Origin of the sequence: Streptomyces sp. NPDC002573 (genome assembly GCF_042889625.1) — a bacterium.
Classification (GTDB): domain Bacteria; phylum Actinomycetota; class Actinomycetes; order Streptomycetales; family Streptomycetaceae; genus Streptomyces; species Streptomyces gibsoniae.
Genome location: NZ_JBIARC010000002.1, coordinates 24,780 through 51,723 on the forward strand (window position 1 = coordinate 24,780; position 26,944 = coordinate 51,723).

Below are 26,944 nucleotides of genomic sequence, written 5' to 3' on the forward strand. Positions count from 1 at the left end.
ACGGAAAGGCGGAAATGCACGAGCCGCGAACCGCTCGATTGAGCAGACGGATGAGCGGCTCCGTATTCATGTGTCGCATAGCGTTCCAGCCGGTCGGGAGGCGGATCGGAGCGACTCCCGGCAGTCTGGAATGACTCGAAAAGACGCACGTACACACAGGGGTAGGCTCAGCAGCGGCCGGTGGGCGTTCAGTGCACCGGCATTCGACATGTGGAGAGGAGCCCTGACTCAGGGTGAGCACCAAGCCGACCACCACAGACCTCGAGTGGACCGAGTTGGACCAGCGGGCCGTGGACACCGCCCGCGTCCTGGCCGCCGATGCCGTACAGAAGGTCGGCAACGGCCATCCGGGTACGGCGATGAGCCTGGCTCCGGCCGCCTACACCCTCTTCCAGAAGGTGATGCGCCATGACCCGGCGGACGCCGACTGGGTGGGGCGCGACCGCTTCGTACTGTCCGCCGGTCACTCGTCCCTGACCCTCTACACCCAGCTCTACCTGGCCGGTTTCGGCCTGGAGCTGGACGATCTGAAGGCGTTCCGCACCTGGGGCTCGAAGACCCCCGGCCACCCGGAGTACGGGCACACCACGGGCGTGGAGACGACGACCGGCCCGCTGGGCCAGGGTGTCGCCAACGCGGTGGGCATGGCGATGGCCTCCCGGTACGAGCGCGGCCTGTTCGACCCGGACGCCGCGCAGGGCGCTTCGCCCTTCGACCACTTCATCTACTGCATCGCCGGTGACGGCTGTCTGCAGGAGGGCATCTCCGCGGAGGCGTCCTCGCTGGCCGGTCACCAGGAACTCGGCAACCTGATCCTGCTGTGGGACGACAACCACATCTCGATCGAGGGCGACACCGAGACCGCGATCTCCGAGGACACGGTCAAGCGCTACGAGGCCTACGGCTGGCACGTGCAGCGCGTGGCGCCGAAGCCGGACGGCGACCTGGACCCGCACGCGCTCTACGACGCGATCGAGGCGGCCAAGAAGGTCACCGACCGGCCGTCCTTCATCGCGATGCGCTCGATCATCGCCTGGCCCGCCCCGAACGCCCAGAACACCGAGGCCGCGCACGGCTCGGCGCTGGGCGAGGAGGAGGTCGCGGCCACCAAGCGCGTCCTCGGCTTCGACCCCGAGAAGTCCTTCGAGGTCACCGACGAGGTCCTGGCGCACACCCGCAAGGCGCTGGAGCGCGGGCGTGAGGCCAAGGCCGAGTGGGAGAAGACCTTCGAGGAGTGGCGGACCGGCAACCCGGAGCGCGCCGCCGAGTTCGACCGCATCAGCAAGGGCGAGCTCCCCCTCGGCTGGGAGGACGTGCTGCCGGTCTTCGAGGAGGGCAAGGCGGTGGCCACCCGTGCCGCCTCCGGCAAGGTGCTGCAGGCGCTCGGCGCGGTCCTGCCCGAGCTGTGGGGCGGCTCTGCCGACCTGGCCGGCTCGAACAACACCACCATCGACAAGAACAGCTCGTTCCTGCCGGCGGACAACCCGCTGCCGGAGGCGAACCCGTACGGGCGCACGATCCACTTCGGTATCCGCGAGCACTCCATGGCCGCGGAGATGAACGGCATCACGCTGCACGGCAACACCCGCGTCTACGGCGGCACCTTCCTCGTCTTCTCCGACTACATGCGCAACGCCGTGCGCCTGTCGGCCCTGATGCACGTGCCGGTGACGTACGTGTGGACGCACGACTCCATCGGTCTGGGCGAGGACGGCCCGACCCACCAGCCCGTCGAGCACCTGGCCAGCCTGCGCGCCATCCCGGGCCTCAACGTCGTCCGTCCGGCCGACGCCAACGAGACCGCGATCGCCTGGCGCGAGATCCAGCGCCGCTGGACCAAGGAGTTCGGCAAGGGCGCTCCGCACGGTCTGGCGCTGACCCGTCAGGGCGTGCCGACGTACGCGCCCAACGAGGACACCGTCCGCGGCGGTTATGTGATGTTCGAGGCGGAAGGGCCCGAAGGGCAGAGCGCGGAGCCGCAGGTGATCCTGATCGCCACCGGCTCCGAGGTGCACCTCGCCGTCGAGGCCCGTGAGCAGCTCCAGGCCGAGGGCGTTCCGACCCGGGTCGTGTCGATGCCCTCGGTGGAGTGGTTCGAGGAGCAGGACCAGGGGTACCGGGACAGCGTCCTGCCGCCGTCGGTGAAGGCCCGGGTCGCGGTCGAGGCCGGGATCGGCCTCACCTGGCACCGGTTCGTCGGGGATGCGGGCCGCATCGTTTCCCTGGAGCACTTCGGTGCTTCGGCCGACGGCAAGGTGCTTTTCCGCGAGTTCGGCTTCACTGCCGAGAACGTCGCATCCGCCGCCCGGGAATCGATCGCCGCAGCCCAGCGCTGACGCTGATACACGACACGTAGGAGATGCATTTTCCATGACAGACGCACTCAAGCGCCTCTCCGAGGAGGGCGTCGCGATCTGGCTGGACGACCTGTCGCGCAAGCGGATCACGTCCGGCAATCTCGCCGAACTGATCGACCAGCAGCACGTCGTGGGCGTCACCACCAACCCGACGATCTTCCAGAAGGCGATCTCGTCGGGCGACGGCTACGAGCAGCAGCTCGCCGACCTCGCCGCCCGCAAGGTCACCGTCGACGAGGCGATCCGCATGATCACCACGGCGGACGTCCGGGACGCCGCCGACATCCTGCGTCCGGTGTTCGACGCCACGCAGGGCCAGGACGGCCGCGTGTCGATCGAGGTCGACCCGCGTCTGGCGCACAACACCCGGGCCACCGTCGCCGAGGCCAGGCAGCTGGCCTGGCTGGTCGACCGGCCGAACACGCTCATCAAGATCCCGGCCACCGAGGCGGGTCTTCCGGCGATCGCAGAGACGATCGGCAACGGCATCAGCGTCAACGTCACGCTGATCTTCTCGCTCGACCGCTACCGCAAGGTCATGGACGCCTACCTGACCGGCCTGGAGAAGGCCAAGGAGCGCGGCCTGGACCTGTCCAAGATCCACTCGGTGGCGTCCTTCTTCGTGTCCCGTGTGGACACCGAGATCGACAAGCGGATCGACGCGCTCGGCACCCCCGAGGCCAAGGCGCTGCGCGGCAAGGCGGCCATCGCCAACGCCCGCCTCGCCTACGAGGCCTACGAAGAGGTGTTCACCAGCGACCGCTGGCTCGCCCTGGACAAGGCGCGGGCCAACAAGCAGCGCCCGCTGTGGGCGTCCACGGGCGTCAAGGACCCGGCGTACAAGGACACCATGTACGTCGAGGACCTGGTGGCGCCGAACACGGTGAACACCATGCCGGAGGCCACCATGGTGGCCACCGAGGACCACGGCGAGATCACCGGCAACACCATCGCCGGCACCTACGAGCAGGCGCGCGCCGACCTGGACGCCGTCGAGAAGCTCGGGATCTCGTACGACGACGTGGTCCAGCTCCTGGAGGACGAGGGCGTCGAGAAGTTCGAGGCGTCCTGGATCGACCTCCTGAAGTCGACCGAGGCGGAACTCAAGCGCCTCGCCCCCTCGGAAGGCTGACACCTTGACATCCGTACACGGAGCGAATCCGCTTCGTGACGCCGCGGACCGACGGCTCCCGCGTATCGCGGGTCCGTCGGGCCTGGTGATTTTCGGCGTTACGGGCGATTTGTCACGTAAAAAGCTGATGCCTGCGGTATACGACCTGGCCAACCGCGGCCTGCTGCCGCCGGGCTTCTCGCTCGTCGGCTTCGCCCGCCGCGAATGGCAGGACGAGGACTTCGCGAAGGAGGTCCACGACGCGGTCAAGGAGCATGCCCGTACCCCCTTCCGCGAGGAGGTCTGGCAGCAGCTCATCCAGGGCATGCGCTTCGTCCAGGGCACCTTCGACGACGACGACGCGTTCGAGCGGCTGCGCGCCACCATCGACGAGCTGGACAAGGCACAGGGCACGGGAGGCAACTTCGCCTTCTATCTCTCGGTGCCGCCGCGCTCCTTCCCGGTGGTCATCCAGCAGCTGAAGAAGCACGGTCTGGCCGACCAGACGGAGGACTCCTGGCGCCGGGCGGTCATCGAGAAGCCCTTCGGTCACGATCTGAGGTCGGCCGAGGAGCTCAACGCGATCGTGCACGAGGTCTTCGCCCCGGACCAGGTCTTCCGCATCGACCACTACCTGGGCAAGGAGACCGTCCAGAACATCCTGGCGCTGCGCTTCGCCAACCAGCTGTTCGAGCCGGTCTGGAACCGGTCCTTCGTGGACCATGTGCAGATCACCATGGCCGAGGACATCGGCATCGGCGGCCGGGCGGGCTACTACGACGGCATCGGCGCGGCCCGTGACGTCATCCAGAACCACCTGCTCCAGCTGATGGCGCTGACGGCCATGGAGGAGCCCTCCTCCTTCGGCGCGGACGCGCTCGCGGCCGAGAAGACCAAGGTGCTCGGGGCCGTCCGGCTGCCCAAGGACCTGGGCCGCGACACGGTGTTCGCCCAGTACACGTCCGGCTGGCAGGGCGGCGAGAAGGTCATCGGCTACCTCCAGGAGGAGGGCATCGACCCGCAGTCGAAGACCGACACCTACGCCGCGGTGAAGCTGGCGATCGACAACCGCCGCTGGGCGGGCGTTCCCTTCTACCTGCGCGCCGGCAAGCGGCTGGGCCGCCGGGTCACCGAGATCGCGGTGGTCTTCCAGCGCGCCCCGCACTCCCCCTTCGACACCACCGCCACCGAGGAACTCGGGCAGAACGCGGTCGTCATCCGCGTCCAGCCGGACGAGGGCGTCACCGTGCGCTTCGGCTCCAAAGTGCCGGGCACGTCGATGGAGATCCGGGACGTGTCCATGGACTTCGCCTACGGCGAGTCGTTCACGGAGTCCAGCCCGGAGGCGTACGAGCGGCTGATCCTGGACGTCCTGCTCGGCGACTCCAACCTCTTCCCGCGCACCGAGGAGGTCGAGCTGTCCTGGAAGATCCTCGACCCGATCGAGGAGTACTGGGACAGGCACGGCAAGCCCGCGCAGTATCCGGCCGGCACCTGGGGGCCCGTCCAGGCCGACAAGATGCTGGAACGAGACGGACGGAGCTGGCGCCGCCCATGAAGATAGACCTGACGGACACCACGGCCAGCAAGATCAACAAGGCGCTGGTGGAGGGCCGCCGTGCCATCGGCACCCCCGCCGTCGGCATGGTGCTCACGCTGGTCATCGTCACCGACGAGGAGAACGCCTACGACGCCCTGCGGGCCGCCAATGACGCGTCCCGCGAGCACCCCTCGCGGACCCTGGTGGTCATCAAGCGCGTGTCGCGTTCCCCGCGCGACCGCACGTCCTCGCGGCTGGACGCCGAGGTGCGGGTGGGTGCCGAGGCGGGCACCGGCGAGACGGTCGTCCTGCGGCTGTACGGCGAGGTGGTCAACCACGCCGACTCGGTGGTGCTGCCGCTGCTGCTGCCCGACGCGCCCGTGGTCGTGTGGTGGCCGGTGAACGCCCCGCTCGACCCGGCCAACGACCCGCTGGGCGCGCTCGCCCAGCGCCGGGTCACCGACACCTACACGGCCGAGGCGCCGGTGCGGGAGCTGAGCGCCCGCGCCGACGCCTACACGCCCGGCGACACCGACCTGTCGTGGACCCGCATCACGCCCTGGCGCTCGATGCTGGCCGCCGCCCTCGACCAGGTCACCTGCAAGGTCAAGGCCGTCGAGGTGGAGGGCGAGGAGTTCAACCCGAGCTGTGAGCTGCTCGCGATGTGGCTCGCGAACCGGCTGGACGTCCCGGTCAAGCGCTCCCTGTCCGCCGGCCCCGGTCTCACGGCCGTCCGGATGGACACGAACTGCGGCCCGATCGTCCTGGACCGGGCGGACGGCGCGCTGGCCACGCTCTCGATCGAGGGACAGCCGGACCGGGCGGTGGCGCTCAAGCGCCGCGACACCTCCGAGCTGATCGCGGAGGAGCTGCGCCGGCTGGACCCGGACGACACCTATGCGTCGGCGCTGCGCTACGGCGTGGACCGGCTGACCACCGCGGCCGCACCGGCCTCGGCCGGGGCACCCGCAGCGGAGAAGTCCGCGGCGGAGGCACCCGGGCAGACCGCCGCGAAGCCGGCCCCGAAGCCGACCGCCCCGAAGGCCCCGGAGAAGAAGGCGGCGGCGAAGTGAGTACCCCCCAGCTCGTGGTCCACCGCGACAAGGAACTGATGGCCCAGGCCGCGGCGGCCCGGCTGATCACCAAGATCGTGGACGCGCAGGCCTCGCGGGGCTCCGCCTCGGTGGTGCTCACCGGCGGGCGCAACGGCAACGGGCTGCTCGCCGCGCTCGCCGCCGCACCCGCCCGGGACGCCATCGACTGGGGCCGGCTCGACCTGTGGTGGGGCGACGAGCGCTACCTGCCGGAGGGCGACCCGGAGCGCAACCACACCCAGGCGCGCGAGGCGCTGCTCGACGCCGTCCCGCTCGACCCGAAGCGCGTGCACGCCATGCCCGCGTCCGACGGGCCGTACGGGGCCGACGTGGAGGCGGCGGCCGAGGCGTACGCGGCGGAGCTGGCCCGGGCCGCGGGGCCCGAGAACCACGGCTCGGTGCCCACCTTCGACGTCCTGATGCTGGGCGTCGGCCCGGACACCCATGTGGCCTCGCTCTTCCCGGAGCTGCCCGCCGTGCGGGAGACGGAGCGGACGGTGGTCGGGGTGCACGGCGCGCCGAAGCCACCGCCGACCCGGGTCTCCCTGACGCTGCCGGCGATCCGCGCGGCGCGTGAGGTGTGGCTGCTGGCGGCGGGCGAGGACAAGGCGCAGGCCGTGGCGATGGCGTTGTCGGGCACGGGCGAGATCCAGGCTCCGGCGGCCGGCGCGTACGGCAGGTCCCGCACGCTGTGGCTGCTGGACGCGGCGGCGGCCGCCCGGCTGCCGCGCTCGTTGTATCCGCCGGCGTCCGCCTGAGACACGGACGGGATCGAACGCCGGACGGGCCGCATCACGGTCCGTCCGGCGTTCGCCGTTCCGGGTGGCGGGGCTACTTGACCGAGCCCGCCATGACCCCCTGCACAAAGTGCCGCTGGAAGGCGAAGAAGACCACCACCGGCACGATCAGGGACAGAAACGCGCCCGGCGCGAGCACGTCGATATTGCTGCCGAACTGCCGTATCTGTGACTGAAGTTCGACGGTCAGCGGCTGGGAGGAGCTGTCGGCGAACAGCAGGGCCACCAGCATGTCGTTCCACACCCACAGGAACTGGAAGATCGCGAGGCTGGCGATGGCGGGCCGCCCCACCGGCAGCACGAGCCGGATGAAGATGCGCCATTCGCTCCCGCCGTCCATCCGCGCCGCCTCCAGCATCTCCTTCGGCATCTCGGCGAAGTAGTTCCGCAGCAGGAACACGGCGAACGGCAGACCGTAGGCCACATGGAACAGGACGACCCCGGGGATCGTGCCGAACAGCCCCAGTTGCCCGAAGAGCTTGGCCACCGGCAGCAGACCGATCTGCACCGGCACCACCAGCAGCGCGACCACCAGCAGGAAGAGCGGCTCGCGCCCGGGGAAGTCCAGCCAGGCGAAGGCGTATCCGGCGAGCGCCGCGATGACCACGACCAGCGCGGTGGTCGGCACGGAGATCAGCACCGTGTTCCAGAACGCCCGGGTGATCCCGGCGTTCTTCAGCAGCGCCGAGTAGTTGCCGAAGGACAGCTGCCCGGGGCTGGCCAGCGCGGTCCACCAGCCGCCCTTCGCGGTGTCCTGGGCCGACCGCAGCGACGAGACGAACAGCCCGGCCAGCGGGGTGAGCCAGATCAGTCCGATCACCACGAGGAAGGCCTGCACCAGCCCGTTGCCCAGGCCACGCCTGACCGCGTTCATCGCTGACTCCTTCGGAAGCGGCGGACGTTGAACACCATCGCGGGGACGACCAGCAGCAGAAGCAGCACACCGAGCGCGCTGCCGAGGCCCTGGTTGTTGCCGCCGCCGAACGAGACCAGCCACATCTGGGTGGCGAGGACGGTCGCGTCCTCCTGCACCGGGCCGGGCGCGATGATGTAGACGAGGTCGAAGACCTTCATCACGTTGATGACGAGGGTCACGAAGACGACGGTCAGCACGGGGGCGAGCAGCGGCACGGTGATGCGCCGGAAGATCTGCCACTCGTTCGCCCCGTCCATCCGCGCCGCCTCCAGCGCGTCCCGCGGCAAGGTGGACAGGCCCGCGCCGATCAGCACCATCGCGAAGCCGGTCCAGATCCACAGATACGCCCCGATGATCGCGGGGGTGACCAGGGCCGGCCCGAGCCAGGAGACGCCCTGGTACGGCGGCGCGAAGTTCGCCGCGGGCAGCTTCACCGTGTAGGTGCCGGAGGCCAGCTTCGGGAAGCGGAAGGAGCCGTCGGACGCGGTCGTCGCACGCGCCACGGTCCGCCCGTCGCGCACCGCCTCGACCTTCATCCCCGGCAGGCCGCTCTCCCGCGGGTCGACCTTGCCCTGCCGTCCGCCGCCACCGGGTGTGAAGTCCAGATAGACGACTCCGCGCAGCTCGCCGGGGGCGGGCCGGCGCCCGGCCGCCGCGGCGGCGGCGGGAGCGGCGCCTCGGGGCAGGTCCTTGGGCAGCACGCCGACCATCGGGAGCGTCACCGAGGCACCTGGTGAGACGGCCTCGCTCGTGGCGTAGGAGCCGTCCGGGCCCTGGGTCAGTCCCTGCCCCTGGCGGGCGCGGGCGGTCGGATACGAGGAGGTGCCCTCGAAGGCGTCGTGGACCGAGACCACGGCGGCGTTCAGCACGCCCTTGTGCGGGTCCTCGTCGTAGGCGAGCCGGAAGATGATGCCCGCGGCGAGGAAGGACACGGCCATCGGCATGAAGAGCAGCAGTTTGAACGCGGTGGCCCAGCGGACCTTCTCGACCAGGACGGCCAGGATCAGGCCCAGCCCGGTCAGCAGCGCGGGGGCGACGACGACCCAGATCGCAGTGTTGCGGATGGCCTTCAGCGTCGCCGGGTCACGGAACATCTCGGTGTAGTTGTCGCCGCCGACGAAGCGGGTGCCGGAGGCGTCGAAGAAGCTGCGGCCGACGGAGAACAGCACCGGGTAGACGACGAGCGCGCCGAGCAGCATCAGCGCGGGGAGAACGAACAGCAGGGCGACGGTCCGGCCGCGCCGTCGCGTGCGCCGCGTGCGGGCGGCGGACGCGACGGGCGGGGGGCTCGCCTCTTTCGCGAGCGTGGTGGCGGTCATGACCGGTCAGCCCTGGTAGGCCTTGGCCGCGGCGGCCTCCAGCGCCGCGGCGGTCGCCTTCGGGTTCGACGGGTCGCGCAGGAAGTCCTGGAGCAGCTTCCACTCGCCCGTGCCCTTGGTGCCGCCGAAGGCCGCGGGCGCCTGGTCGGACATGTCGAAGCGGACCGAGTCCCCGGCGCCGACGAGGGACTTGGCGGTGGCGCGGGTGACGTCGTCGCCGTAGGAGGCGAGGTCGAGCTTCTTGTTCGGGGAGAGGAAGCCGCCCGCCTTCGCCCACACGGCCGCCGCCTCCGGGGTCGCCAGGTACTCCAGGAGCTTCATGCCGGCCTTGGCGTTCTTGCCGTCCTTGAGGACGACCGCCGCGTCACCGCCGCTGACCACCGGCGCGGTGCCGCCGTCGACCGCCGGGAACGGGAAGAAGTCCGCGTCCTTGCCGATCGTCTTCCCGAACTGGTCGTGGGCGACCCCGGCGACGAAGTCGCCCTCGTAGACCATGCCCGCCTCGGGCTTGGGTCCGAAGACCTTCTCGACGGAGCCCGGGAAGTCGGTGTCGAGGGCCTCCTTCTGGCCGCCCGCGATCAGCTGCTTGTCCTTGAAGAGCGCGCCGAGCGTGGTGAGCGCCCTGACCACGCTCGGGTCGGTCCACTTCAGCCGGTGGGCGGCGAGGGCGTCGTACTTCTCGGGTCCGGCCTGGGAGAGGTAGACGTTCTCGAACCAGTCGGTGAGCGTCCAGCCGTCCTGCCCGGCGACGGCGAAGGCTGCGAGCCCGGAGTCGGAGACGGTGTGCCCGGCCTTGAGCATCTCGTCGTACGTCTTCGGCGCCTTGACGCCGGCCTGGTTGAGGGCCTCAGGGCTGTACCAGACGGTCGACTTGTGGGCGGCCTTGAAGTACAGGCCGTAGAGGGTGCCGTCGACGCTGCCGTACTTCTTCCAGACGGAGGCGTAGTCGGCGTCGACGGTCCCCTGCGTGGTCGCCGACAGCGGCTTGAGCCAGCCCTTCTTCGCGAACTGCTGGAGTACGCCGACCTGCGGGACCATCACCACGTCGGGGGCGTTGCCGCCCTCGATCTTGCTGCCGACAACCGTGGAGACGTTGTCGCCGGTGGACACGAACTGCGTCTTGGCGCCGGTCTTCGCGGTGAACGCGTCCAGCACCTTCTGGAAGTTCTTCTGTTCGCTGCCCGACCAGACGCCGGCCACGGTGACCGTCTGGCCGCTGAGCGCCTTGTCGCCGCCGCCGGCGGAGACCGGTCCGCCGCCGCAGGCCGTCGCGCCGATCGCCAGCGCCAGGGCGGTGCAGCCGGTGAGCAGGGTGGTACGTCGTCGCATCATCGTCGATGTCCCTTCGGGGAGTGGGAAACTGAGGGGTTCAGAGAGCGAGGGCCTCGTCGCCGATCCACCAGGCGGCGGTGGAGCCGGGCAGCACACCGGGCGGGCAGGGACCGCTGGCCAGCAGCGGGGTGCCGGGGACGGGGGCCGGGGTGGGGGCGGTGCCGAAGTTGACGGCGCAGACCAGGCCGTCGCCGCGGACGAAGCCGAGGACGCCGGGCGGTGTGTCCAGCCAGCGCAGATCGCCCTCGCCCAACTGGGGCAGCGTGGCCCGAAGTTGCAGACCGTCGCGGTACAGGTGCCAGAAGGAGCGGGTGTCGGCGAGCGCCCGGTCGGTGGCGTGCTCGGCGAACCACTCGGGCTGCGGCAGCCAGGGCTTGGCGCTCTCGGTGCCGGAGGTGAAGCCGAACGGGGAGGCCTGCCCCGACCACGGCAGCGGCACCCGGCAGCCGTCGCGGATCTTGGCGCGACTGCCGGTGCGGCGGAAGATCGGGTCGGTGAGGACGTCGTCGGGCAGATCGACGACCTCCGGCAGGCCCAGCTCCTCCCCCTGGTAGATGTACGCGGCCCCGGGCAGCGCCAGCATCAGCAGCGCGGCGGCGCGCGCCCGGGCGGTTCCCAGGCCGCTGCCCTCGGTGGCGGGTTCTCCGTAGCGGGTGACGGTGCGGACCTGGTCGTGGTTGTTGAGCACCCAGGTGACCGTGGAGCCTGTGCCGGCGATGTCCTGCATGGCCTCCGAGATCACCTTGCGGAAGGCGTCGGTGTCCCAGGGGGCGCTGAGCAGGTCGAAGAAGAACGCCTGGTGCAGCTCGTCCGGGCGGACGTATCGGGCGTGGTCCCGGGCGGTCGGCACGGAGACCTCGCCGACCAGCAGGCGTTCGCGGCCGTCCCGTGCGGTGTACTCCTCGCACACCGCCCGCCAGTGCCGCCAGACCTCGTGCACCTCGGGCTGGTTCCAGGCGAGCGGGTTGACCGAGTCGCGAGTCCGGGCGTCGGCCTCCGGGTCCGGGGAGTCCGGCAGTGCGGGGTGCTTGAAGAGGCCGGCGGCGACGTCGATACGGAAACCGTCGACGCCCCGGTCCAGCCAGAAGCGCAGCACCCGGTCGAACTCGGCGGCGACCTCGGGGGTGCGCCAGTTCCAGTCGGGTTGCTCGGGCGTGAACATGTGCAGGTACCACTGGCCGGGGCGGCCGTCCGCCTCGGTGACGCGGGTCCAGGCCGGGCCGCCGAACATGGCGTGCCAGTTGTTGGGCGGCTGTGCGCCGTCCGGTCCCCGGCCGTCGGCGAAGTGGAAGCGGGCGCGGGCCGGGCTGCCGGGCACGGCGGCAAGCGCCTCGCGGAACCACCGGTGCTCGCTGGAGCAGTGGTTGGGGACGACGTCGAGAAGGACCTTGAGGCCGAGCCGGTGGGCGGCCGCCGTCAGCCGGTCGAACTCGGTGAGATCGCCGAAGAGCGGGTCCACGTCGCAGTAGTCGGCGACGTCGTAGCCGTGGTCGTGCTGCGGTGAGGGGTAGAAGGGGCTCAGCCAGATCCCGTCGACGCCGAGCTTCCTCAGGTACGGCAGCCCTGCCCTGACCCCGGCGAGATCGCCGATGCCGTCGCCGGTGCTGTCCAGGAAGCTGCGGACGTACACCTGGTAGATCACTGCGTCGCGCCACCAGCGGTGGGTGCGGATGCGCTCGAGACTCACCCCGTCGACCTGTCTGTGCGTGCGGGAGGGCCCATGACGATGACCGGCGAGGGGCCCAGTGGTTATGCATGCATGTTAAGTAGGCGTGTCATAAGGGTGTCAACGAACCCGCAGAAGATACCGAGCAGTTGGGAAGCTATAAAGGGATATATCAACCCACTCACGGCACAGGTGAGACCCTCGCGTTACCTAACAAGTAACTAGATGGCCCTGGAATCGGGACCGGGACGGCTCAGTGGCCGGAGACGGCGGCCAGTTCCCGCGCCAGCCGTCGCACCGCGCTCTCGGGCGTCTCGTGCCCGGTCAGCGCGTCATGGACGACCGCCTGCACGGCCAGGCTCACCTGGTCGTAGCGCGGGCTCTTGGGGCGCGGCGCGGCGGCCAGCACGCTCGCGCGCAGGGTCGGCAGATACGGAAACCGCCGTATCAGCTCCGGGTCGTCGTAGAGCGCGGCCCGTACGGGCGGCAGGGCGCCGCGGGTGAGGACCTGGCGCTGGACCCGCTCGCCGGTCAGATAGGCGATCAGGCGCTCGGCGGAATCCGGGTGCCGCGCATGTGTGTTGACGGCCAGGTTGGAGCCGCCGAGGACGCTGGTCCCCGGCCCGTGCGGTCCCGGCAGCGGTACGGCGCCCACCTCGCCCGCGACCCGCGATCCCTTGGCGGAGGCGGCGACATACGCGTAGGGCCAGTTGCGCAGGAAGAGCAGCCGGCCGTCCTGGAAGGCCTGCTTGGACTCCTCCTCCTTGTACGTCAGCGCCGCTTTGGGAATCCAGCCCTCGCGCACTCCGCGGGCCAGGAACCCGATGCCCTCGCGGGCCGCGGCCGAGTCCACGGTGACGCGCTCGCCCTCGTCGCCGAGGATCGAGCCGCCCGCCGAGTACACGGCCTCGGCCGCGTTGACCGTGAGGCCCTCGTACGGCAGGAACTGGCCCGCGTAGCCGCCCAGTCCGTACTTCGGGGCGATGGACTTGGCGTCCCGCTCCAGTTCCGCCCAGGTGCGCGGCGGCGCCACGCCCTCCTTGGCGAGGATGTCCTTGCGGTACAGCAGCAGACCGGCGTTGGTGACGTACGGGACCGCGTACAACTGCCCGTCGTAGGTCGCCGTGCCGACGACCGGCGGCAGGAAGCTCTTCAGCGGGAACCGGTCGCGCGGCAGCGGGCGGATCCAGCCGGCCGCCGCGAACTCGGAGGTCCAGGCGACATCGATGTTGAGGACGTCGAACCGGCTGCGGTCGCCGCCGCGCAGGTCCGTCGTCATCTGCGCATGGGTCTCGTCGGCGGAGTCCGGCAGCTCGACCAGGGTGACCTTCTCGCCGGGGTGGGTGCGGTTCCAGCCCTGGAGGAGCGGGCCGAGATAGCCGGTGAGATCGCCCGCGGTGGCCAGGGTGATCGGCCCGCGGCCGCTGCCGCTCCCGTCGTCGGCGCGGGCCCCCGAGGCGACATAGCCGGTCAGGACCACGGCGAGGACGAGGAGGCCCCTACCGGCGGCGCGCATCCACCGCATAGGTTCCTCCCTGTACACCGGCACCGGGCACCCTCGCCCGGGTCAGAGGCCATGTATACCTGTTAGGTATGGGCGATACTAGTGCCCCGGCAGGTAACGTTCGCCTTTCGAGGAGCGGCGTCCGGTGCGTGCTCTCGGCCGGCCGGCCGGAAGTCCTCGTACTGGATGTACTTGGGCTTTCGGCCGGTGCGGCGAGAGGGCGTGCCGGGCGTCGCGACGGGGCGAACATTGTCTGTCGGGGCACTAGGGCCTGGAGCACTTTACGAAGACGCGAGGAGGACTGCACGCGTGCGCCTGCCTCTCCTGGCACTCCTCGCCCGCGGCCCCGCCCATGGCTACGAGCTCAAACAGGACCTTGAGCAACTGCTGGGCTCCGCGTACCCTCAGCCGAACGTCGGCCAGATCTACGTCACCCTCGGCCGCCTGGAGAAGTCGGGGCTGATCGAGGGCGAGGAGGTCGAGCAGTCCAGCCGGCCCAACAAGAAGATCTACCACCTCACCGACGCCGGGCGGGAGGCACTGGCTGCCTGGTTCGAGGAGACCGAGGACGAACCGCGGGTACGGGACGAGTTCTTCATGAAGCTGGCACTCGCTCCGCAGACCGGTCTCGCCGACCAGATCGCCCTGATCAACAAGCAGCGGCGCCAGTACCTCAACACCATGCGCAGCCTGTCGAGACTGGCCGCCGCCGAAGACCGTGACAACCGGATCGCCCAGCTGCTGATCGAGGGCGCGATGCTGCATCTGCAGGCCGACCTCGACTGGCTGGAGCGGTGCCAGGAGGAACTGGAGGGGCTGCAGTGACCGAGGGCTCCCCACCTCTGCTGCGAGCCGAGGGCCTCGTCAAGACCCATCACGGCGAGGGCGCGCCCGCCCATGCGGTGCGCGGGGTCGATCTGCGCGTCACCCGGGGCGAGTTCGTGGCCGTCACCGGTCCCTCCGGCGCCGGCAAGTCGACGCTGCTGCATCTGCTGGGCGGGTTGCAGCGGCCGGACGCCGGGCGCATCTGGCTGGACGGCGAGCGTACGGACTCCTACACCGAGGCGCGCTGGGCCATCGAGCGCAGAAAGCGCATCGGGATCGTCTTCCAGTTCTTCAACCTGGTCTCCGGACTGTCGGTCGCGGACAACGTCGAGCTGCCCGCGCTGCTCGCCGGGGTGCCGCCGAAGCAGGCGCGCGCCGGCCGGGAGGAGCTGCTGGCGGAGCTGGGGCTGACCGGCAAGGAACGCAGCATGCCCGGCGAACTGTCCGGCGGTGAGCAGCAACGGGTCGCGCTGGCCCGGGCCCTGGTCAACCATCCGCCGCTGCTGCTCGCCGACGAACCCGCGGGCAGCCTCGACAGCAAGGGCACCCGCGAGGTGATGCGCCTGCTCACCCGCTTCCACCAGCGCGGCCAGACCATCGTGCTGGTCACCCATGACGCCCGGCTGGCGAGCGCCGCCGACCGGGTGATCAGCTTCTTCGACGGCCGGATCGTCGACGACGCGGAGCTGGACGGGGCGCCCTCCCCGCGCAGCGGGACCTCCGGTGTGCTGGAACTGAAGGACTGATCGCGGTGCCCGACCGTCCGACGCCGACCCGTTCCCCCCGCCGCGGGCAGAGGGGCTGACGCCGTGCGGGCCACCCTGCGCTGGGCGCACTCCGATCTGCGCTCGCACCGCGGCGAGGCGCTGTTCCTGGTGCTCGTCTCCGCCGGCATCGTCGCCTCGCTGCTCCTGGCCACCGCCCTGTTCGGGTATGCGACCAACCCCTGGCAGCGGGTCTTCACCCAGGCCCACGGCGCCCATGTGTGGATCCACTCCGGCCGCTCGTCCGACGCCTCGAAACTGGCCCGGCTGGACGGTGTCGAGTCCGTCGCCGGCCCCTACCCCACCGAGTCCGTGACCGTCACCTCCCGCGGCACCCGGGCCTCGGTCCAACTGCGCGGCACGCTCCGGCCGCCCTCCGTCGGCCGGCCGCTGCTCACCGCGGGCCACTGGCTGGATCCGTCGGACCCCGCCGGTGTGGTGCTGGAGAGCCGGCTCGCCCGGGCGCTGCTGGCCGAGCCCGGCGACACCCTGAGCATCCCCGGCACGGCCCGGTCCCTGACCGTCGTCGGCATCGCCGACAGCGCCGAACCCCGCTACAGCCCGGGTGAGCAGCCGGGGCTCGTCTGGGCGCTGCCGTCCGCCCTGCGCAGCGCCGACGGCCAGGTCACCGGGTTGCGCCTGACGGACCCCGAGGACACGGACTACGCCGTCCAGCGGGCCGTCACCGTGCTGGGTGCCGGTGCGATCAGCGAGGTCTCCACCTGGCAGCAGGCGCGGGCCGAGGCTCAGGGCGAGAACCGGCTGCTGGGACAGGTCCTCGGCCTGTTCGGGCTGGGCGCGCTCGTCGCCGCCGGATGCGCGGTGCACGGGGCGATCGGCACCCGTGTCCGGGGACATCTGCGGGACATATCGGTCCTGAAGGCGATCGGTTTCACCCCCGGCCAGGTCGTCCGCGTCTTTCTGCTCCAGCATGTGGCGTACGCCCTGCTGGGTGCGGTGGTCGCGGCCGCGCTCACCCAGGGGCTCGGCGGCCGGATCCCGGGACGCCTCGGGGACGCGGTCGGGGTGTGGCACGGACTGCCCGGGCACACCGTGGCCCTGCTCGCCGTGCCCGTCGCCGCGGTGCTGTTCATCGCCGCCACCACCGGGCTCGCGGCCTGGCGCGCGGGGCGGGTGCCTCCGGTGCCGGTGCCACGGCCCGCGGCATCGGCAGGCGGCCGTCTGACGGGGGTGGCGCGGGCGGCGCTCGGCCTGCGGCTGCCGCCCGCGCTGGTCCTGGGCTGGCGCCAGGCGTTCACCCGCCGTGCCCGGTCGCTGGCGACGGTCGTACGGCTCGCGCTGCCGCTGCTGCTGATCGTGGTGGCCATGAGCGCGTGGAGCACCATCGACCGCTTCCACTCACGGCCCGCGGACATCGGCCTCGCCGCCGCCCTCACCGTCCGCCCCGACGCCGGTCTCGACGACACGGCCACCCGCGCCCTGCTGGCGGGCAACCCCCGGATCGCCGCCGCCTACCCCGGCGTGGAGGTGGCCGCCCTGGTGCCGGGCCAGACCGCGACGATCGCCCTGCGCGGTCTCGGCACCCGGCAGGATCCCTACCCCTACGCCCTGGCCGAGGGCCGCCGCGCGCACGGCCCCGACGAGGCGGTGGCCGGCCAGGGGCTGCTCGATCTGCTGGACGTGCGCGTCGGCGACTGGGTGCGGATGACGGTGGGCGACCAGCCGCAGATCCTGCACATCGTGGGCCGCAGCATCGAGCCGGAGAACGCCGGACGGGTCATCTCCACCTCGCTCGACACCCTGCGCGACAACGACCCGCGGCTGCACCCCACCCTCTACCAGCTGCGGCTCCGTCCCGGCGCCGATCCCCACCAGGTCGCCGACGAGCTGTCCCGGGCCGCGCACGGGCACCTGGACGTGCATCCGGTGGCCAATCCCGCGGACGGGCTCTCGCCGCTGCGCGGCGTGGTCCTCGCTCTGATCGCCGTGCTCGCGCTCATCGGGATCACCGAGCTGCTGACCGCGATCGGCGGCACCGTCCGGGAGGGCGAGCGGGATCTGCTGGCGCTCAAGGCGATCGGACTGTCCCCGCGGCAGATCACCGGGATCACGGTCACGGCCATGGTCTGCACCGCCCTGGCCGCGGTCTGCGTCGCCACGGCGCTCGGCATTCCCCTGGCCCACTGGCTGATCGACGCCCAGGGCCGGTCCAGCGGTATCGGCGCCGGGCTCGCCCAGGGGCCCTCCCCCTTCCTGCTGGTCCCGTTCGGGGCGGTCGCCGTGCTCGGGGCCGGCGCTCTCGCCGCGCTGCCCGCGTCGCGCGCGGCACACCGGCGGCTCGCGGACACCTTGAGCGCGGTGGCCTGAGCGGGGAGCGCACCGACCGGCGCGACCACCCGGGAGTCCACGGGAGGCGGACGGCAGCGCGCCGCCCGCCTCCCGGTCCGCGGACGCGCCGCCCGCCTCCCGGTCCGCGAACCAGGACGTGTCACGAAGGTCCGGCCCTAGTGGCCGCGCAGCTCCCGGTACTTGGCGACCAGGGTCTTGGTGGACTCGTCCAGGCCCGGGACCTCGGCGCCCTCGGTCAGCGCGGGCTCCACACGCTTGGCGAGGACCTTGCCGAGTTCGACGCCCCACTGGTCGAAGGAGTCGATGTTCCAGATCGCGCCCTGGACGAACACCTTGTGCTCGTAGAGCGCGACGAGCTGCCCGAGCACCGACGGGGTGAGCTGCCCGCCGAGGATCGTGGTGGTGGGGTGGTTGCCCTTGAACGTCCTGTGCGCCACGAGCTCCTCCGGGACACCCTCCGCGCGCACCTCGTCCGGGGTCTTGCCGAACGCCAGCGCCTGCGTCTGGGCGAAGAAGTTCGCCATCAGCAGGTCGTGCTGGGCCTTGAGGTCACCGCTCAGCTCGTCGACGGGCCGGGCGAAGCCGACGAAGTCCGCCGGGATCAGCTTGGTGCCCTGGTGGATGAGCTGGTAGTAGGCGTGCTGGCCGTTGGTGCCCGGCGTACCCCACACGACGGGACCGGTCTGCCAGTCGACCTCCTTGCCGTCCCGGTCCACGGACTTGCCGTTGGACTCCATGTCCAGCTGCTGGAGGTAGGCGGTGAAGCGGGACAGGTAGTGCGCGTACGGCAGCACGGCGTGCGACTGGGCGTCGTGGAAGTTGTCGTACCAGATGCCCAGCAGGCCGAGCAGCAGCGGGACGTTCGACTCCGCGGGCGCGGTGCGGAAGTGCTCGTCGACGGTGTGGAAGCCGTCGAGCATCTCGCGGAAGCGGTCCGGGCCGATGGCGATCATCAGGGACAGGCCGATCGCCGAGTCGTAGGAGTAACGGCCGCCCACCCAGTCCCAGAACTCGAACATGTTGGCCGTGTCGATGCCGAACTCCTCGACCTTCTCGGCGTTCGTCGACAGGGCGACGAAGTGCTTGGCGACGGCCTCCTGACCGGCCTTCAGCTCGTCCAGCAGCCAGCCGCGCGCCGAGGTCGCGTTGGTGATCGTCTCGATGGTGGTGAACGTCTTGGAGGCGATGACGAACAGCGTCTCGGCCGCGTCCAGGTCCCGGACGGCCTCGTGCAGATCGGCGCCGTCCACGTTGGAGACGAAGCGGACCGTCAGACCGCGGTCGGTGTAGGCGCGCAGGGCCTCGTACGCCATCGCCGGGCCCAGGTCGGAACCGCCGATGCCGATGTTGACGACGTTCTTGATGCGCTTGCCGGTGTGGCCGGTCCACTCGCCCGAGCGGACCCGGTCGGAGAAGGCGCTCATCTTGTCCAGCACCGCGTGGACCTTGGGGACGACGTTCTCCCCGTCGACCTCGACGACGGCGTCCCGGGGGGCACGCAGCGCGGTGTGCAGGACCGCGCGGTTCTCGGTGGTGTTGATCTTCTCGCCGCGGAACATGGCGTCCCTGAGGCCGAACACGTCCCGGGCGGCGGCCAGCTCACGCAGCAGCCGGAGCGTCTCGTCGGTGACCAGGTGCTTGGAGTAGTCGACGTAGAGATCGCCGACCTCCAGGGTGTACCCGCTGCCGCGCCCGGGTTCCGCCGCGAACAGCTCGCGCAGCCGCACCTCGCCGAGTTCCTCGCGGTGCTTGGCCAGAGCGGTCCACTCGGGCGTCTGATTGAGCCTGGTACGGCTGTCTGCGTTCATCTCGGACTTCCGCCTTCTTCCTTACCTGTGCTGCTGCGCAAATGCCTCACCCCCGCTGCCGGTCCCAACCTAGTTGATCAGGGGGTGCGATGACCGGGGGTCGCGCCGTCGTCCGGCGCAACAACAGGTACGTCCGGCTTGCGCCGGGGTGTCAGCACGGCGACGGACAGAAGAAGGCGGCGGCGAGGGGCCAGGCCCGGCAGGGAGGCAGCGGACGACGGCCGCGGGCGCGCAGCAGCGCACACCGGAGGGCACCACCGACGCCCGCCACCGGTGAGGAAAACCGGCTCCGGCCGGGCACCACACGGTGCCCGGCCGGACTCAGCTACTAGATCTCGCCCCGCAGTTTGGCGAGCGCCTCGGCGAGGATCGCCTCGCCGTCCGCGTCGCTGCGGCGCTCTCGCACGTAGGCGAGGTGCGTCTTGTAGGGCTCGGTACGCGGCGGAGCCGGCGGGTTGTCCCGGTCCTGACCGGCCGGAAAGCCGCAGCGCGGGCAGTCCCAGGTGTCGGGAACCTGCGCGTCGCTGGCGAAGCTCGGCTGGGTCTCGTGCCCGTTGGAGCACCAGAAGGAGACGCGCAGACGCGGCGCGGATTCGCCGCGCTCGGCCTCGCCCATCGGCCCCGCCCCGACCCGGCTTCCTCGGATCGCGTTGCCACTTGCCACGTCGTAACTCCCTGCGTGATGGTGCCGCGAAGCGAGTCGGCGTTTCGCTTCGCCGCGAGCGCCTCAGTCTACGTAAGGCCCAACGCGCGTCCAGTGATGGGAGTTACCCCCGCCCCTAGACGCACGCCCCATGATAGGCCGCGTCCGAAGACGCGCACCGGACATGGGGCGTTACGTACTTCTTCATGCGCGGTCTGCCGACACCGGCCCGCGCACCCTCTCGAGCTTCAGCTCTTGACCTTCATCAGGATGCCGAGCACCACGATGCACGCCAACCAGAGCAGACCGACCACGATGGTGATCCGGTCGAGGTTGCGCTCGGCGACCGAGGAGCCGCCGACGGAGGACTGCATGCCGCCACCGAACATGTCGGAGAGGCCGCCGCCCTTCCCCTTGTGCATCAGCACCAGCAGCATCAGCAGCAGGCTGAAGATGATCAGGGCGATCGAGAACCCCAAAACCACGGCTGGACCAACTTCCTCGGACTCGGATGGACGACGGGGGCACGGTGGACAGCCACCATGCCCCCGCAAGGGTACGACGGATCGCCCCTAGGACACACTCACGCCTGCTCGGTTCGCCCGTGGGGCGCCGATCACTGGTCGCGGAAGCGCACGATCTTGACGAACTCGTCGGCGTCCAGCGAGGCACCGCCGATCAGAGCGCCGTCAATGTCCGGCTTTGACATGATTTCGGCCACATTGCCCGACTTCACGGAGCCGCCGTACTGGATGCGGACCTTGTCGGCCACGTCCTGCGAGTACAGCTCGGCGATCTTGCCGCGGATCGCCGCGCAGACCTCCTGGGCGTCGTCGGCACCGCAGACCTTGCCGGTACCGATGGCCCAGACGGGCTCGTAGGCGATCACGAGGGACTCGACCTGCTCGGCCGGGAGGTCCTTCAGACCGCCCTCGACCTGCGCGAGCGTGTGCCCGACATGGTCGCCCGCCTCGCGGATCTCCAGCTCCTCGCCGACGCACAGGATCGGGGTCAGACCGTGCTTGAAGGCCGCCTTGGCCTTCGCGTTCACCAGCTCGTCGCTCTCGTGGTGGTACTGCCGACGCTCGGAGTGGCCGATCGCCACGTAGGTGCACTTCAGCTTGGCCAGCATCAGGCCCGAGATCTCGCCGGTGTAGGCGCCGGAGTCGTGCGCCGAGACGTCCTGGGCACCGTACTTGATCTTGAGCTTGTCGCCGTCGACCAGCGTCTGCACGGAGCGCAGGTCGGTGAAGGGCGGCAGGACGGCGACCTCGACGGCCTCGTAGTCCTTGTCGGCCAGGGCGAAGGCGAGCTTCTGGACGTGGGCGATGGCCTCGAGGTGGTTGAGGTTCATCTTCCAGTTGCCCGCCATCAGCGGCGTGCGGGTACTCATCGAGGTTCAGTCCTCCAGTGCGGCGAGGCCGGGGAGCGTCTTGCCCTCGAGGTACTCGAGAGAGGCGCCGCCACCGGTCGAGATGTGGCCGAATGCGGACTCGTCGAAGCCCAGGGTGCGGACGGCCGCGGCGGAGTCGCCGCCACCGACCACGGTGAAGCCCGGGGACTCGACGAGGGCCTGGGCGACCGCCTTGGTGCCCTCGGCGTAGTCGGGGTGCTCGAAGACGCCCATGGGACCGTTCCAGAAGACGGTGGCGGCGTCGGCGAGCTTCGATGCGTACAGCTTGCGGGTCTCCGGACCGATGTCCAGGCCCTCCTGGTCCGCCGGGATCGCGTCCGCGGCGACGACGGTGGGGTTGGCCGGGGCCTTGGTCTTCAGGTCCGGGAAGTCCGGCGAGACCAGCACGTCGACGGGGAGGAGCAGCTCCACGCCACGCTTCTCCGCACGCTCGATGTACTCGGTGACGGTCGGGATCTGGTCCTCCTGGAGGAGGGAGATGCCGACCTCGTAGCCCTTGGCCTTGAGGAAGGTGTACGCCATGCCGCCGCCGATGAGCAGCCGGTCGGCCTTGTCGAGCAGCTGGTCGATCACGGCCAGCTTGTCCGAGACCTTGGCGCCGCCCAGGACGACGACGTACGGGCGCTTGACGTCCTCGGTGAGCTTCTGCAGGACGTTGACCTCGGTGGCGATGAGGTAGCCGGCGTAGTGCGGCAGCCGGGCCGGGAGGTCGTAGACGGAGGCGTGCTTGCGGTGCACCGCGCCGAAGCCGTCACCCACGTACACATCGGCGAGGGCGGCGAGACGGTCGGCGAACTCGCCGCGCTCGGTGTCGTCCTTGGCGGTCTCGCCGGGGTTGAAGCGCAGGTTCTCGATGACCGCGACCTGGCCCGGCTGAAGGCCGTTCACCGCGTCGTGGGCGGCGGGGCCTACGGTGTCCTGGGCGAAGGCCACGGGCGCGCCCAGCAGTTCGGCGAGGCGCTCGGCGGCGGGCAGCAGGGAGAACGCCGGGTCCGGGGCGCCCTTGGGGCGGCCCAGGTGCGAGGCGACGACCACCTTGGCGCCCGCCTCGGCGAGGGCCTTGACGGTGGGCAGCACGGCGCGGATACGGCCGTCGTCGGTGATGAGGCCGTCGGCCAGCGGGACGTTCAGGTCGGCGCGGACGAAGACCCGCTTGCCGTCCACGCCTTCGGCGAGAAGTTCGTCGATCGTCTTCATAGGGACTCCATGGAGAGGGCTCTTGATCGTACGAGGGCTGATCGTTCTGCACACAAGGGGCCCCGCCGTGGGCGGAGCCGCTCGCTGCACGTGAGTCAGGGCTCGGGCAGCGCGCGCTGCCCGAGCCCTGTTCTCACATCAAGGTGCCTGCTTCGGCGATCAGAGCTGGTTGCCGACGAAGACCGTCAGGTCGACGAGGCGGTTGGAGTAGCCCCACTCGTTGTCGTACCAACCGATGACCTTCACGTTCTTCCCGTCCTGGACCATGGTCAGGGAGGAGTCGAAGGTGCAGGACGCCGGGGCGTTGACGATGTCGGAGGAGACGATCGGGTCCTCCGTGTACTCGAGCAGACCCTTCAGCTCACCCTCCGCGGCCTTCTGGAAGGCGGCGTTGACCTCTTCCTTGGTGACCTCGCGGGAGAGCTCGATGACCAGGTCGGTGACCGAGCCGGTCGGGACCGGGACGCGCATGGCGATGCCGTCCAGCTTGCCCTTGAGCTGCGGCAGGACCAGGGCGGTGGCCTTCGCGGCACCGGTGGTGGTCGGGATGATGTTCTCGGCGGCGGCACGGGCGCGGCGCAGGTCCTTGTGCGGGAAGTCCAGGATGCGCTGGTCGTTCGTGTACGCGTGCACCGTGGTCATCAGACCCTTGACGATGCCGAAGTTCTCGTCGAGGACCTTCGCCATCGGCGCCACACAGTTGGTGGTGCAGGAGGCGTTGGAGATGACGTGGTGGTTCGCCGGGTCGTAGACGTCCTGGTTGACGCCCATGACGATGGTGACGTCCTCATTCTTGGCCGGGGCCGAGATGATGACCTTCTTCGCGCCACCGGCGATGTGCTTCTCGGCGTCTTCCTTCTTGGTGAAGATGCCGGTCGACTCGATGACGATGTCGACGCCCAGCTCACCCCAGGGGATGTCGGCCGGGTTGCGCTCGGACAGGACCTTGATGGTCCGCCCGCCCACGGTGATGGTGTCCTCGGTGTGGGACACCTCCTCCTTGAGGCGGCCAAGGATGGTGTCGTACTTCAGCAGGTGAGCGGTGGTCGCGGTGTCACCCAGGTCGTTGACAGCCACGATCTCGATGTCTGCACCCTGCTCCAGCAGCGCGCGGAAGTAGTTACGACCGATGCGGCCGAAGCCGTTGATGCCTACGCGGATCGTCACGAACCGATCTCCTCGTGGTACGCCGGCTTTCGACGCCGGCGAGCTTTGTTTGGGATGTCCCCGACCGCCTACGACCCTACCTCCCTGAGGCCCCCGGAGTGACATCGAGATGGCTCATACACGGCAGTGTGGTCCGTACCCGCCAGTAGGGGTACGGACCGCCCTGCCCCGAAGGCCCCGTCACCCCTTCCGGCGATACGGAACCAACTGCCGTTGACTACAGGAGGTCAGCCGTCGAGCGCGGCGAGTGCCTTGCCCATCAGCGCGGTCCGGTCGGCCGCCGAGGCGATGTGTTCCAGGCCGAAACCGAGGAGCACGGTGCGGTCCGTGGTGACCGCGCCGTAGGTGCGGAACAGCGCCCCGGTGCGCGCCCAGCCCTTGAGGACGGCGGGGCTGCCCGCGGGCGGGCCGGGCATGTTCCAGGCACCGAGGGAGGTCTCGAAGCCCTCGGTGTCGGCGGCGCTGCCACCGACGACGAGCGAGGCGTCGTCGGCGAGAACGCCTAGGCCGCCGGTGCTCGGGTCAGTGATGTAGCTCAGCGAGACCTCGACCGTCCTCCCGGCGTAGGCGCTCAGGTCGAAGGTCACCTGCTGCCAGCCGCTGGAGGCGCCGGTGAGGCTGTGCCAGGCGCCGGTGGTGCCGGTCGTGGCGCAACCGCCCGCCGTCACGGTCAGATAGTGCTTGAGCCAGGGGTGCTCGCCGACGAGGAACCCGGCCCCGCAGTCCGCCGGGACGGCGTCGCTCGTGGCGCCCCCGGCCTCCGGCAGCGTGGTCCAGTCGTCGGCCCCGAGGGTGTGGATTTCGGCCACGGCGTGGTCGTAGCCGGGCTCGGTGTCCCACAGCAGCCGGGTGCGCAGCGCGGGCCGGTCGGCGGCGGTCACCCTGGTGAGGTCGAGGGTGCGGGTGAGCCGCTTGTACGCGTCGTCGGTGTGGACGGCCGCCGCCATGGCCGAGCCGGCGTAGGGCCCGTACGGGTTGACGGTGCCGGCGAACTGGCCCGCCCCGGCGCTCGCGAACTGGGGGTAGGTCCCGGCGGGCAATTGGTCCGAGGTGACGCCGTAGGAGCCCGCCCTGTCCAGGGGGTTGCCGGGCGCTTCGCCGAGCGTCCCGGTGACCCCGTCGAGCGCGCCGGAACCGGTGAATCCGGTGGCTCCCGGGTCGAGGTGCGCGAGTAGGCGCCCAGGTAGTACTGGCTGAAGTCGTCCGAGAGGGTGCCGTCACCGAGGTCGACGGCGCCGCCCGCCTGCTCGCCCGCCTCGATCAGCCTGCCGCCCTCGTTGAGGAAGGCGCGCAGTTGGAGCTGGGTGGCGTTGCCCGGGATGCCCGCGCCCGTGTAGTGGACGACCGTGCCGAAGTGACTCAGTACGCCGAGCGCGTCGGGGGCACCCTGGGTGGCGGCGTCCCAGACGAGCGCCGTGCGGCCGCTCGCCCTGAGCGCGTCGACGTAGGTTCGCGCCTGGGTGGCCTTGGCGCCCTCCTCGGCGACCACGAGGACGTCCGCCTTCGGCCGGGCGGCCACGGTGTAGGTGAAGTACGGGCTGGATGTCCTCCTGCCGTTCGCGGTCTCGCCGGTGAACCACACCTCGACCCGGTCGCCCGGGCCGCCGTCCTTCACCTCGGCCCGGTACTCGTCGAAGTAGAGGTTGTCCTCACCGCCGTACCTCTCGCCGCCCTTCCAGGGCCGGAGCGCCATGTCCCGGGTACGGCCGCCGTTGACGCGGTACTTCAGTTCCTTGTCGCGCACCGACCTGCGGACGACGACGGAGACCTCCTGGTCGCCTCCGCGCGCGTACGACGTCGGGAACGGGGCCGGGGTGAAGTCCGGCGCGTCGAGGCCGACCGACGAGGACGGCCGGTCGGGGTGGGTGGCGGTCTCGGCGACGGAGAGCGCGAACGGGACGTTCTTCTCGAACTCCTGCCGGATCAGCTTTTCGTCGTCGGGGAAGTTGAAGACCGACGCGCAGTCGGCCGCGTTCCAGGCGTCGTTCGGGTCGGCGTTCGAGGCGGTCTGGCAGGTCGACATCTCGGGGGTGAACATCGCCATGCCGTTGACGTTGGCGGCCTGGCCGTCCGCCTCGCCGTTGGTGGTGTACAACTCCGAGGAGACCTGGGAGTGATAGCCGGGAATCGCCGGGTTGTCCGGGGTGCCGGCGAGCGCCTTGTACAGGACGTCGTCCGGGGTCGGTGTGGCCACCTGCCAGCCCACTCCGTACAGGAGCAGTTCGGCCGCGGAGTGGTAGTTGACGCCGTAGGTGAACCCGACGCGCTTCTCGAAGGCATCCAGCGCCCGGGTCTCGGGCTAGGTCTGGCTGGTGGGGTTGGGGGACGAACCCTCGTCGTCGTAGCCCCACTTGTAGGCGAAGTTGCGGTTGAGGTCGACCCCGTCGCCGACCCCGATGACGCCGTCTCCGTTGGCGTCCCGCAGATTCTTGCGCCACAGGCGCGTGCCGGGGTCCTTGAAGGTGTAGTCGTAGCCGTCGGGGTTGGCGGAGAGCACGAACCACAGCTCCGTGGAGTCGACGATCTTCTTGATGCGCCGGTCGGTGGCGTAGTGGTCCAGGTAGTAGTGCATCAACCGGCGGGTCATCTCCGGAGTGATCCACTCGCGCGCGTGCTGGTTCGCCAGGTAGAGCACGGAGGGCCGGGAGCCGTCCCGGGAGGTCTTGGCGTTCTTGGTCAGCTTGAGCGCGAGGATGTCCTGTCCTCGTACGGTCTTGCCGATGGAGACGACCTTCGCCAGACCGGGATGGGCCCGGGCGGTCGCGACGACCTCCTCCTCCAGGCCGCCCTTGCCGCTGTACGGGCGGAACACGCCCTGGGACGCGTCCTCGACCCGCTTCTCCGCCTTGGCGGACAGGGTGTGCTCGGTGAGCGACACGCCCTGTTTCCTGAGCTTTCGCGCCTGCCGACCGGTGAGTGAGGTAGACCTCGACGGTGCTCCGCCCGTTCCCGGTCGCCTGCTGCCCGAGCTCCCGGCCGTCCTGTCCGGCCTTGAGCAGCAGGGGTATCTGCTTCTGGGTGATGTCGGCCCGGTAGACGCCGACCTCGTCCGGATCGGGCGCCGGGGACGTGCCGGTCTGCGCCTGGGTTGCGGGTGCGAGACCCGCTCCGCCGAGCAGGAGTGCGCCGACGGCGAGGATCGATCTCGCTCTGTGTCTCATGGACCCCCTAGCAGTGGCT

At 70.5% G+C, this 26,944-nt stretch carries 19 protein-coding genes and 1 pseudogene; 8 read left to right on the top strand and 12 right to left on the bottom strand.

Annotated features, from left to right (window positions below; translation table 11 throughout):
* Nucleotides 1-233 precede the first annotated feature (233 nt).
* The 5 genes from tkt to pgl are packed head-to-tail and all read left to right on the top strand — an operon-like array spanning nt 234 to nt 6,860.
* Nucleotides 234-2,336, top strand: coding sequence for a transketolase (gene tkt / locus ACFYX0_RS02275; protein WP_388965399.1), 2,103 nt, complete (start codon nt 234-236; stop codon nt 2,334-2,336).
* Nucleotides 2,337-2,370: 34 nt separating this feature from the next.
* A complete protein-coding gene (tal, locus tag ACFYX0_RS02280) occupies nt 2,371-3,489 on the top strand; it encodes a transaldolase (RefSeq protein ID WP_355903523.1) in 1,119 nt (372 codons plus the stop codon).
* Nucleotides 3,490-3,493: 4 nt separating this feature from the next.
* A complete protein-coding gene (zwf, locus tag ACFYX0_RS02285) occupies nt 3,494-5,026 on the top strand; it encodes a glucose-6-phosphate dehydrogenase (RefSeq protein WP_355903526.1) in 1,533 nt (510 codons plus the stop codon).
* Nucleotides 5,023-6,081 carry a glucose-6-phosphate dehydrogenase assembly protein OpcA gene (gene opcA, locus ACFYX0_RS02290; RefSeq protein WP_388965402.1) on the top strand — a complete coding sequence of 353 codons (1,059 nt, stop codon included), beginning with the start codon at nt 5,023-5,025 and terminating at the stop codon, nt 6,079-6,081. Before zwf ends, opcA begins: the two co-directional genes overlap by 4 nt.
* On the top strand, nt 6,078-6,860 hold the full coding sequence (gene pgl, locus ACFYX0_RS02295; protein ID WP_355903532.1) for a 6-phosphogluconolactonase: 783 nt from the start codon (nt 6,078-6,080) through the stop codon (nt 6,858-6,860). The genes opcA and pgl overlap by 4 nt, the downstream gene beginning before the upstream one ends.
* Before the next feature lie 73 nt (nt 6,861-6,933).
* Here the strand turns inward: pgl and ACFYX0_RS02300 are convergent, their stop codons facing one another.
* From ACFYX0_RS02300 to ACFYX0_RS02320, 5 genes are all read right to left on the bottom strand, one after another.
* Entirely contained in the window at nt 6,934-7,773 is an 840-nt protein-coding gene (locus tag ACFYX0_RS02300) for a carbohydrate ABC transporter permease (RefSeq protein WP_388965405.1), read from the bottom strand.
* The gene (locus ACFYX0_RS02305; RefSeq protein ID WP_388965407.1) at nt 7,770-9,134 is read right to left on the bottom strand and encodes an ABC transporter permease subunit; all 1,365 of its coding nucleotides are present in this window, start codon (nt 9,132-9,134) and stop codon (nt 7,770-7,772) included. The genes ACFYX0_RS02300 and ACFYX0_RS02305 overlap by 4 nt, the downstream gene beginning before the upstream one ends.
* A 6-nt stretch (nt 9,135-9,140) precedes the next feature.
* Nucleotides 9,141-10,466, bottom strand: a complete 1,326-nt coding sequence (locus ACFYX0_RS02310) for an ABC transporter substrate-binding protein (RefSeq protein ID WP_388965410.1) — start codon at nt 10,464-10,466, stop codon at nt 9,141-9,143.
* A 37-nt stretch (nt 10,467-10,503) separates the two neighbouring features.
* A complete protein-coding gene (locus tag ACFYX0_RS02315) occupies nt 10,504-12,138 on the bottom strand; it encodes a glycoside hydrolase family 13 protein (RefSeq protein WP_388965907.1) in 1,635 nt (544 codons plus the stop codon).
* A 247-nt stretch (nt 12,139-12,385) separates the two neighbouring features.
* Complete coding sequence (locus tag ACFYX0_RS02320) at nt 12,386-13,657, bottom strand: ABC transporter substrate-binding protein (protein WP_388965413.1); 1,272 nt, start codon at nt 13,655-13,657, stop codon at nt 12,386-12,388.
* 288 nt (nt 13,658-13,945) lie between these two features.
* On the opposite strand from ACFYX0_RS02320, the gene ACFYX0_RS02325 reads away from it, so the two are divergent.
* The 3 genes from ACFYX0_RS02325 to ACFYX0_RS02335 all read left to right on the top strand — a co-directional run bounded on the left by ACFYX0_RS02325 (nt 13,946) and on the right by ACFYX0_RS02335 (nt 17,553).
* The gene (locus tag ACFYX0_RS02325; RefSeq protein WP_355903542.1) at nt 13,946-14,461 is read left to right on the top strand and encodes a PadR family transcriptional regulator; all 516 of its coding nucleotides are present in this window, start codon (nt 13,946-13,948) and stop codon (nt 14,459-14,461) included.
* Nucleotides 14,458-15,207 carry an ABC transporter ATP-binding protein gene (locus ACFYX0_RS02330; protein WP_388965416.1) on the top strand — a complete coding sequence of 250 codons (750 nt, stop codon included), beginning with the start codon at nt 14,458-14,460 and terminating at the stop codon, nt 15,205-15,207. The genes ACFYX0_RS02325 and ACFYX0_RS02330 overlap by 4 nt, the downstream gene beginning before the upstream one ends.
* A gap of 63 nt (nt 15,208-15,270) precedes the next feature.
* Nucleotides 15,271-17,553: an FtsX-like permease family protein gene (locus ACFYX0_RS02335; RefSeq protein ID WP_388965419.1), complete on the top strand. Its 2,283-nt coding sequence runs from the start codon at nt 15,271-15,273 to the stop codon at nt 17,551-17,553.
* Nucleotides 17,554-17,690: 137 nt separating this feature from the next.
* On the opposite strand, the gene pgi is transcribed toward ACFYX0_RS02335, so the two are convergent.
* The 7 genes and pseudogenes from pgi to ACFYX0_RS02370 all read right to left on the bottom strand — a co-directional run bounded on the left by pgi (nt 17,691) and on the right by ACFYX0_RS02370 (nt 26,925).
* Nucleotides 17,691-19,343: a glucose-6-phosphate isomerase gene (gene pgi, locus ACFYX0_RS02340; protein ID WP_388965421.1), complete on the bottom strand. Its 1,653-nt coding sequence runs from the start codon at nt 19,341-19,343 to the stop codon at nt 17,691-17,693.
* A 328-nt stretch (nt 19,344-19,671) separates the two neighbouring features.
* Nucleotides 19,672-19,959 carry an RNA polymerase-binding protein RbpA gene (locus ACFYX0_RS02345; RefSeq protein ID WP_210719133.1) on the bottom strand — a complete coding sequence of 96 codons (288 nt, stop codon included), beginning with the start codon at nt 19,957-19,959 and terminating at the stop codon, nt 19,672-19,674.
* 275 nt (nt 19,960-20,234) lie between these two features.
* Complete coding sequence (secG, locus tag ACFYX0_RS02350; protein WP_355903554.1) at nt 20,235-20,471, bottom strand: preprotein translocase subunit SecG; 237 nt, start codon at nt 20,469-20,471, stop codon at nt 20,235-20,237.
* A gap of 131 nt (nt 20,472-20,602) precedes the next feature.
* Nucleotides 20,603-21,379, bottom strand: a complete 777-nt coding sequence (tpiA, locus tag ACFYX0_RS02355; protein ID WP_355903557.1) for a triose-phosphate isomerase — start codon at nt 21,377-21,379, stop codon at nt 20,603-20,605.
* Between the two features lie 6 nt (nt 21,380-21,385).
* Entirely contained in the window at nt 21,386-22,597 is a 1,212-nt protein-coding gene (locus ACFYX0_RS02360; protein ID WP_311697110.1) for a phosphoglycerate kinase, read from the bottom strand.
* Nucleotides 22,598-22,756: 159 nt separating this feature from the next.
* Nucleotides 22,757-23,764, bottom strand: a complete 1,008-nt coding sequence (gene gap / locus ACFYX0_RS02365; RefSeq protein ID WP_355903563.1) for a type I glyceraldehyde-3-phosphate dehydrogenase — start codon at nt 23,762-23,764, stop codon at nt 22,757-22,759.
* Between the two features lie 227 nt (nt 23,765-23,991).
* Nucleotides 23,992-26,925, bottom strand: a pseudogene (locus ACFYX0_RS02370) (M14 family zinc carboxypeptidase).
* Nucleotides 26,926-26,944 lie beyond the last annotated feature (19 nt).

What these genes read in the sequence shown, in the direction of transcription:
- tal (WP_355903523.1), top strand. Translation starts at nt 2,371, where the DNA reads ATGACAGACGCACTCAAGCGCCTCTCCGAGGAGGGCGTCGCGATCTGG.
- opcA (WP_388965402.1), top strand. Translation starts at nt 5,023, where the DNA reads ATGAAGATAGACCTGACGGACACCACGGCCAGCAAGATCAACAAGGCG.
- ACFYX0_RS02300 (WP_388965405.1), bottom strand. Translation starts at nt 7,773, where the DNA reads ATGAACGCGGTCAGGCGTGGCCTGGGCAACGGGCTGGTGCAGGCCTTC.
- ACFYX0_RS02305 (WP_388965407.1), bottom strand. Translation starts at nt 9,134, where the DNA reads ATGACCGCCACCACGCTCGCGAAAGAGGCGAGCCCCCCGCCCGTCGCG.
- ACFYX0_RS02310 (WP_388965410.1), bottom strand. Translation starts at nt 10,466, where the DNA reads ATGATGCGACGACGTACCACCCTGCTCACCGGCTGCACCGCCCTGGCG.
- ACFYX0_RS02320 (WP_388965413.1), bottom strand. Translation starts at nt 13,657, where the DNA reads ATGCGGTGGATGCGCGCCGCCGGTAGGGGCCTCCTCGTCCTCGCCGTG.
- pgi (WP_388965421.1), bottom strand. Translation starts at nt 19,343, where the DNA reads ATGAACGCAGACAGCCGTACCAGGCTCAATCAGACGCCCGAGTGGACC.
- ACFYX0_RS02345 (WP_210719133.1), bottom strand. Translation starts at nt 19,959, where the DNA reads ATGGGCGAGGCCGAGCGCGGCGAATCCGCGCCGCGTCTGCGCGTCTCC.
- tpiA (WP_355903557.1), bottom strand. Translation starts at nt 21,379, where the DNA reads ATGAGTACCCGCACGCCGCTGATGGCGGGCAACTGGAAGATGAACCTC.
- ACFYX0_RS02360 (WP_311697110.1), bottom strand. Translation starts at nt 22,597, where the DNA reads ATGAAGACGATCGACGAACTTCTCGCCGAAGGCGTGGACGGCAAGCGG.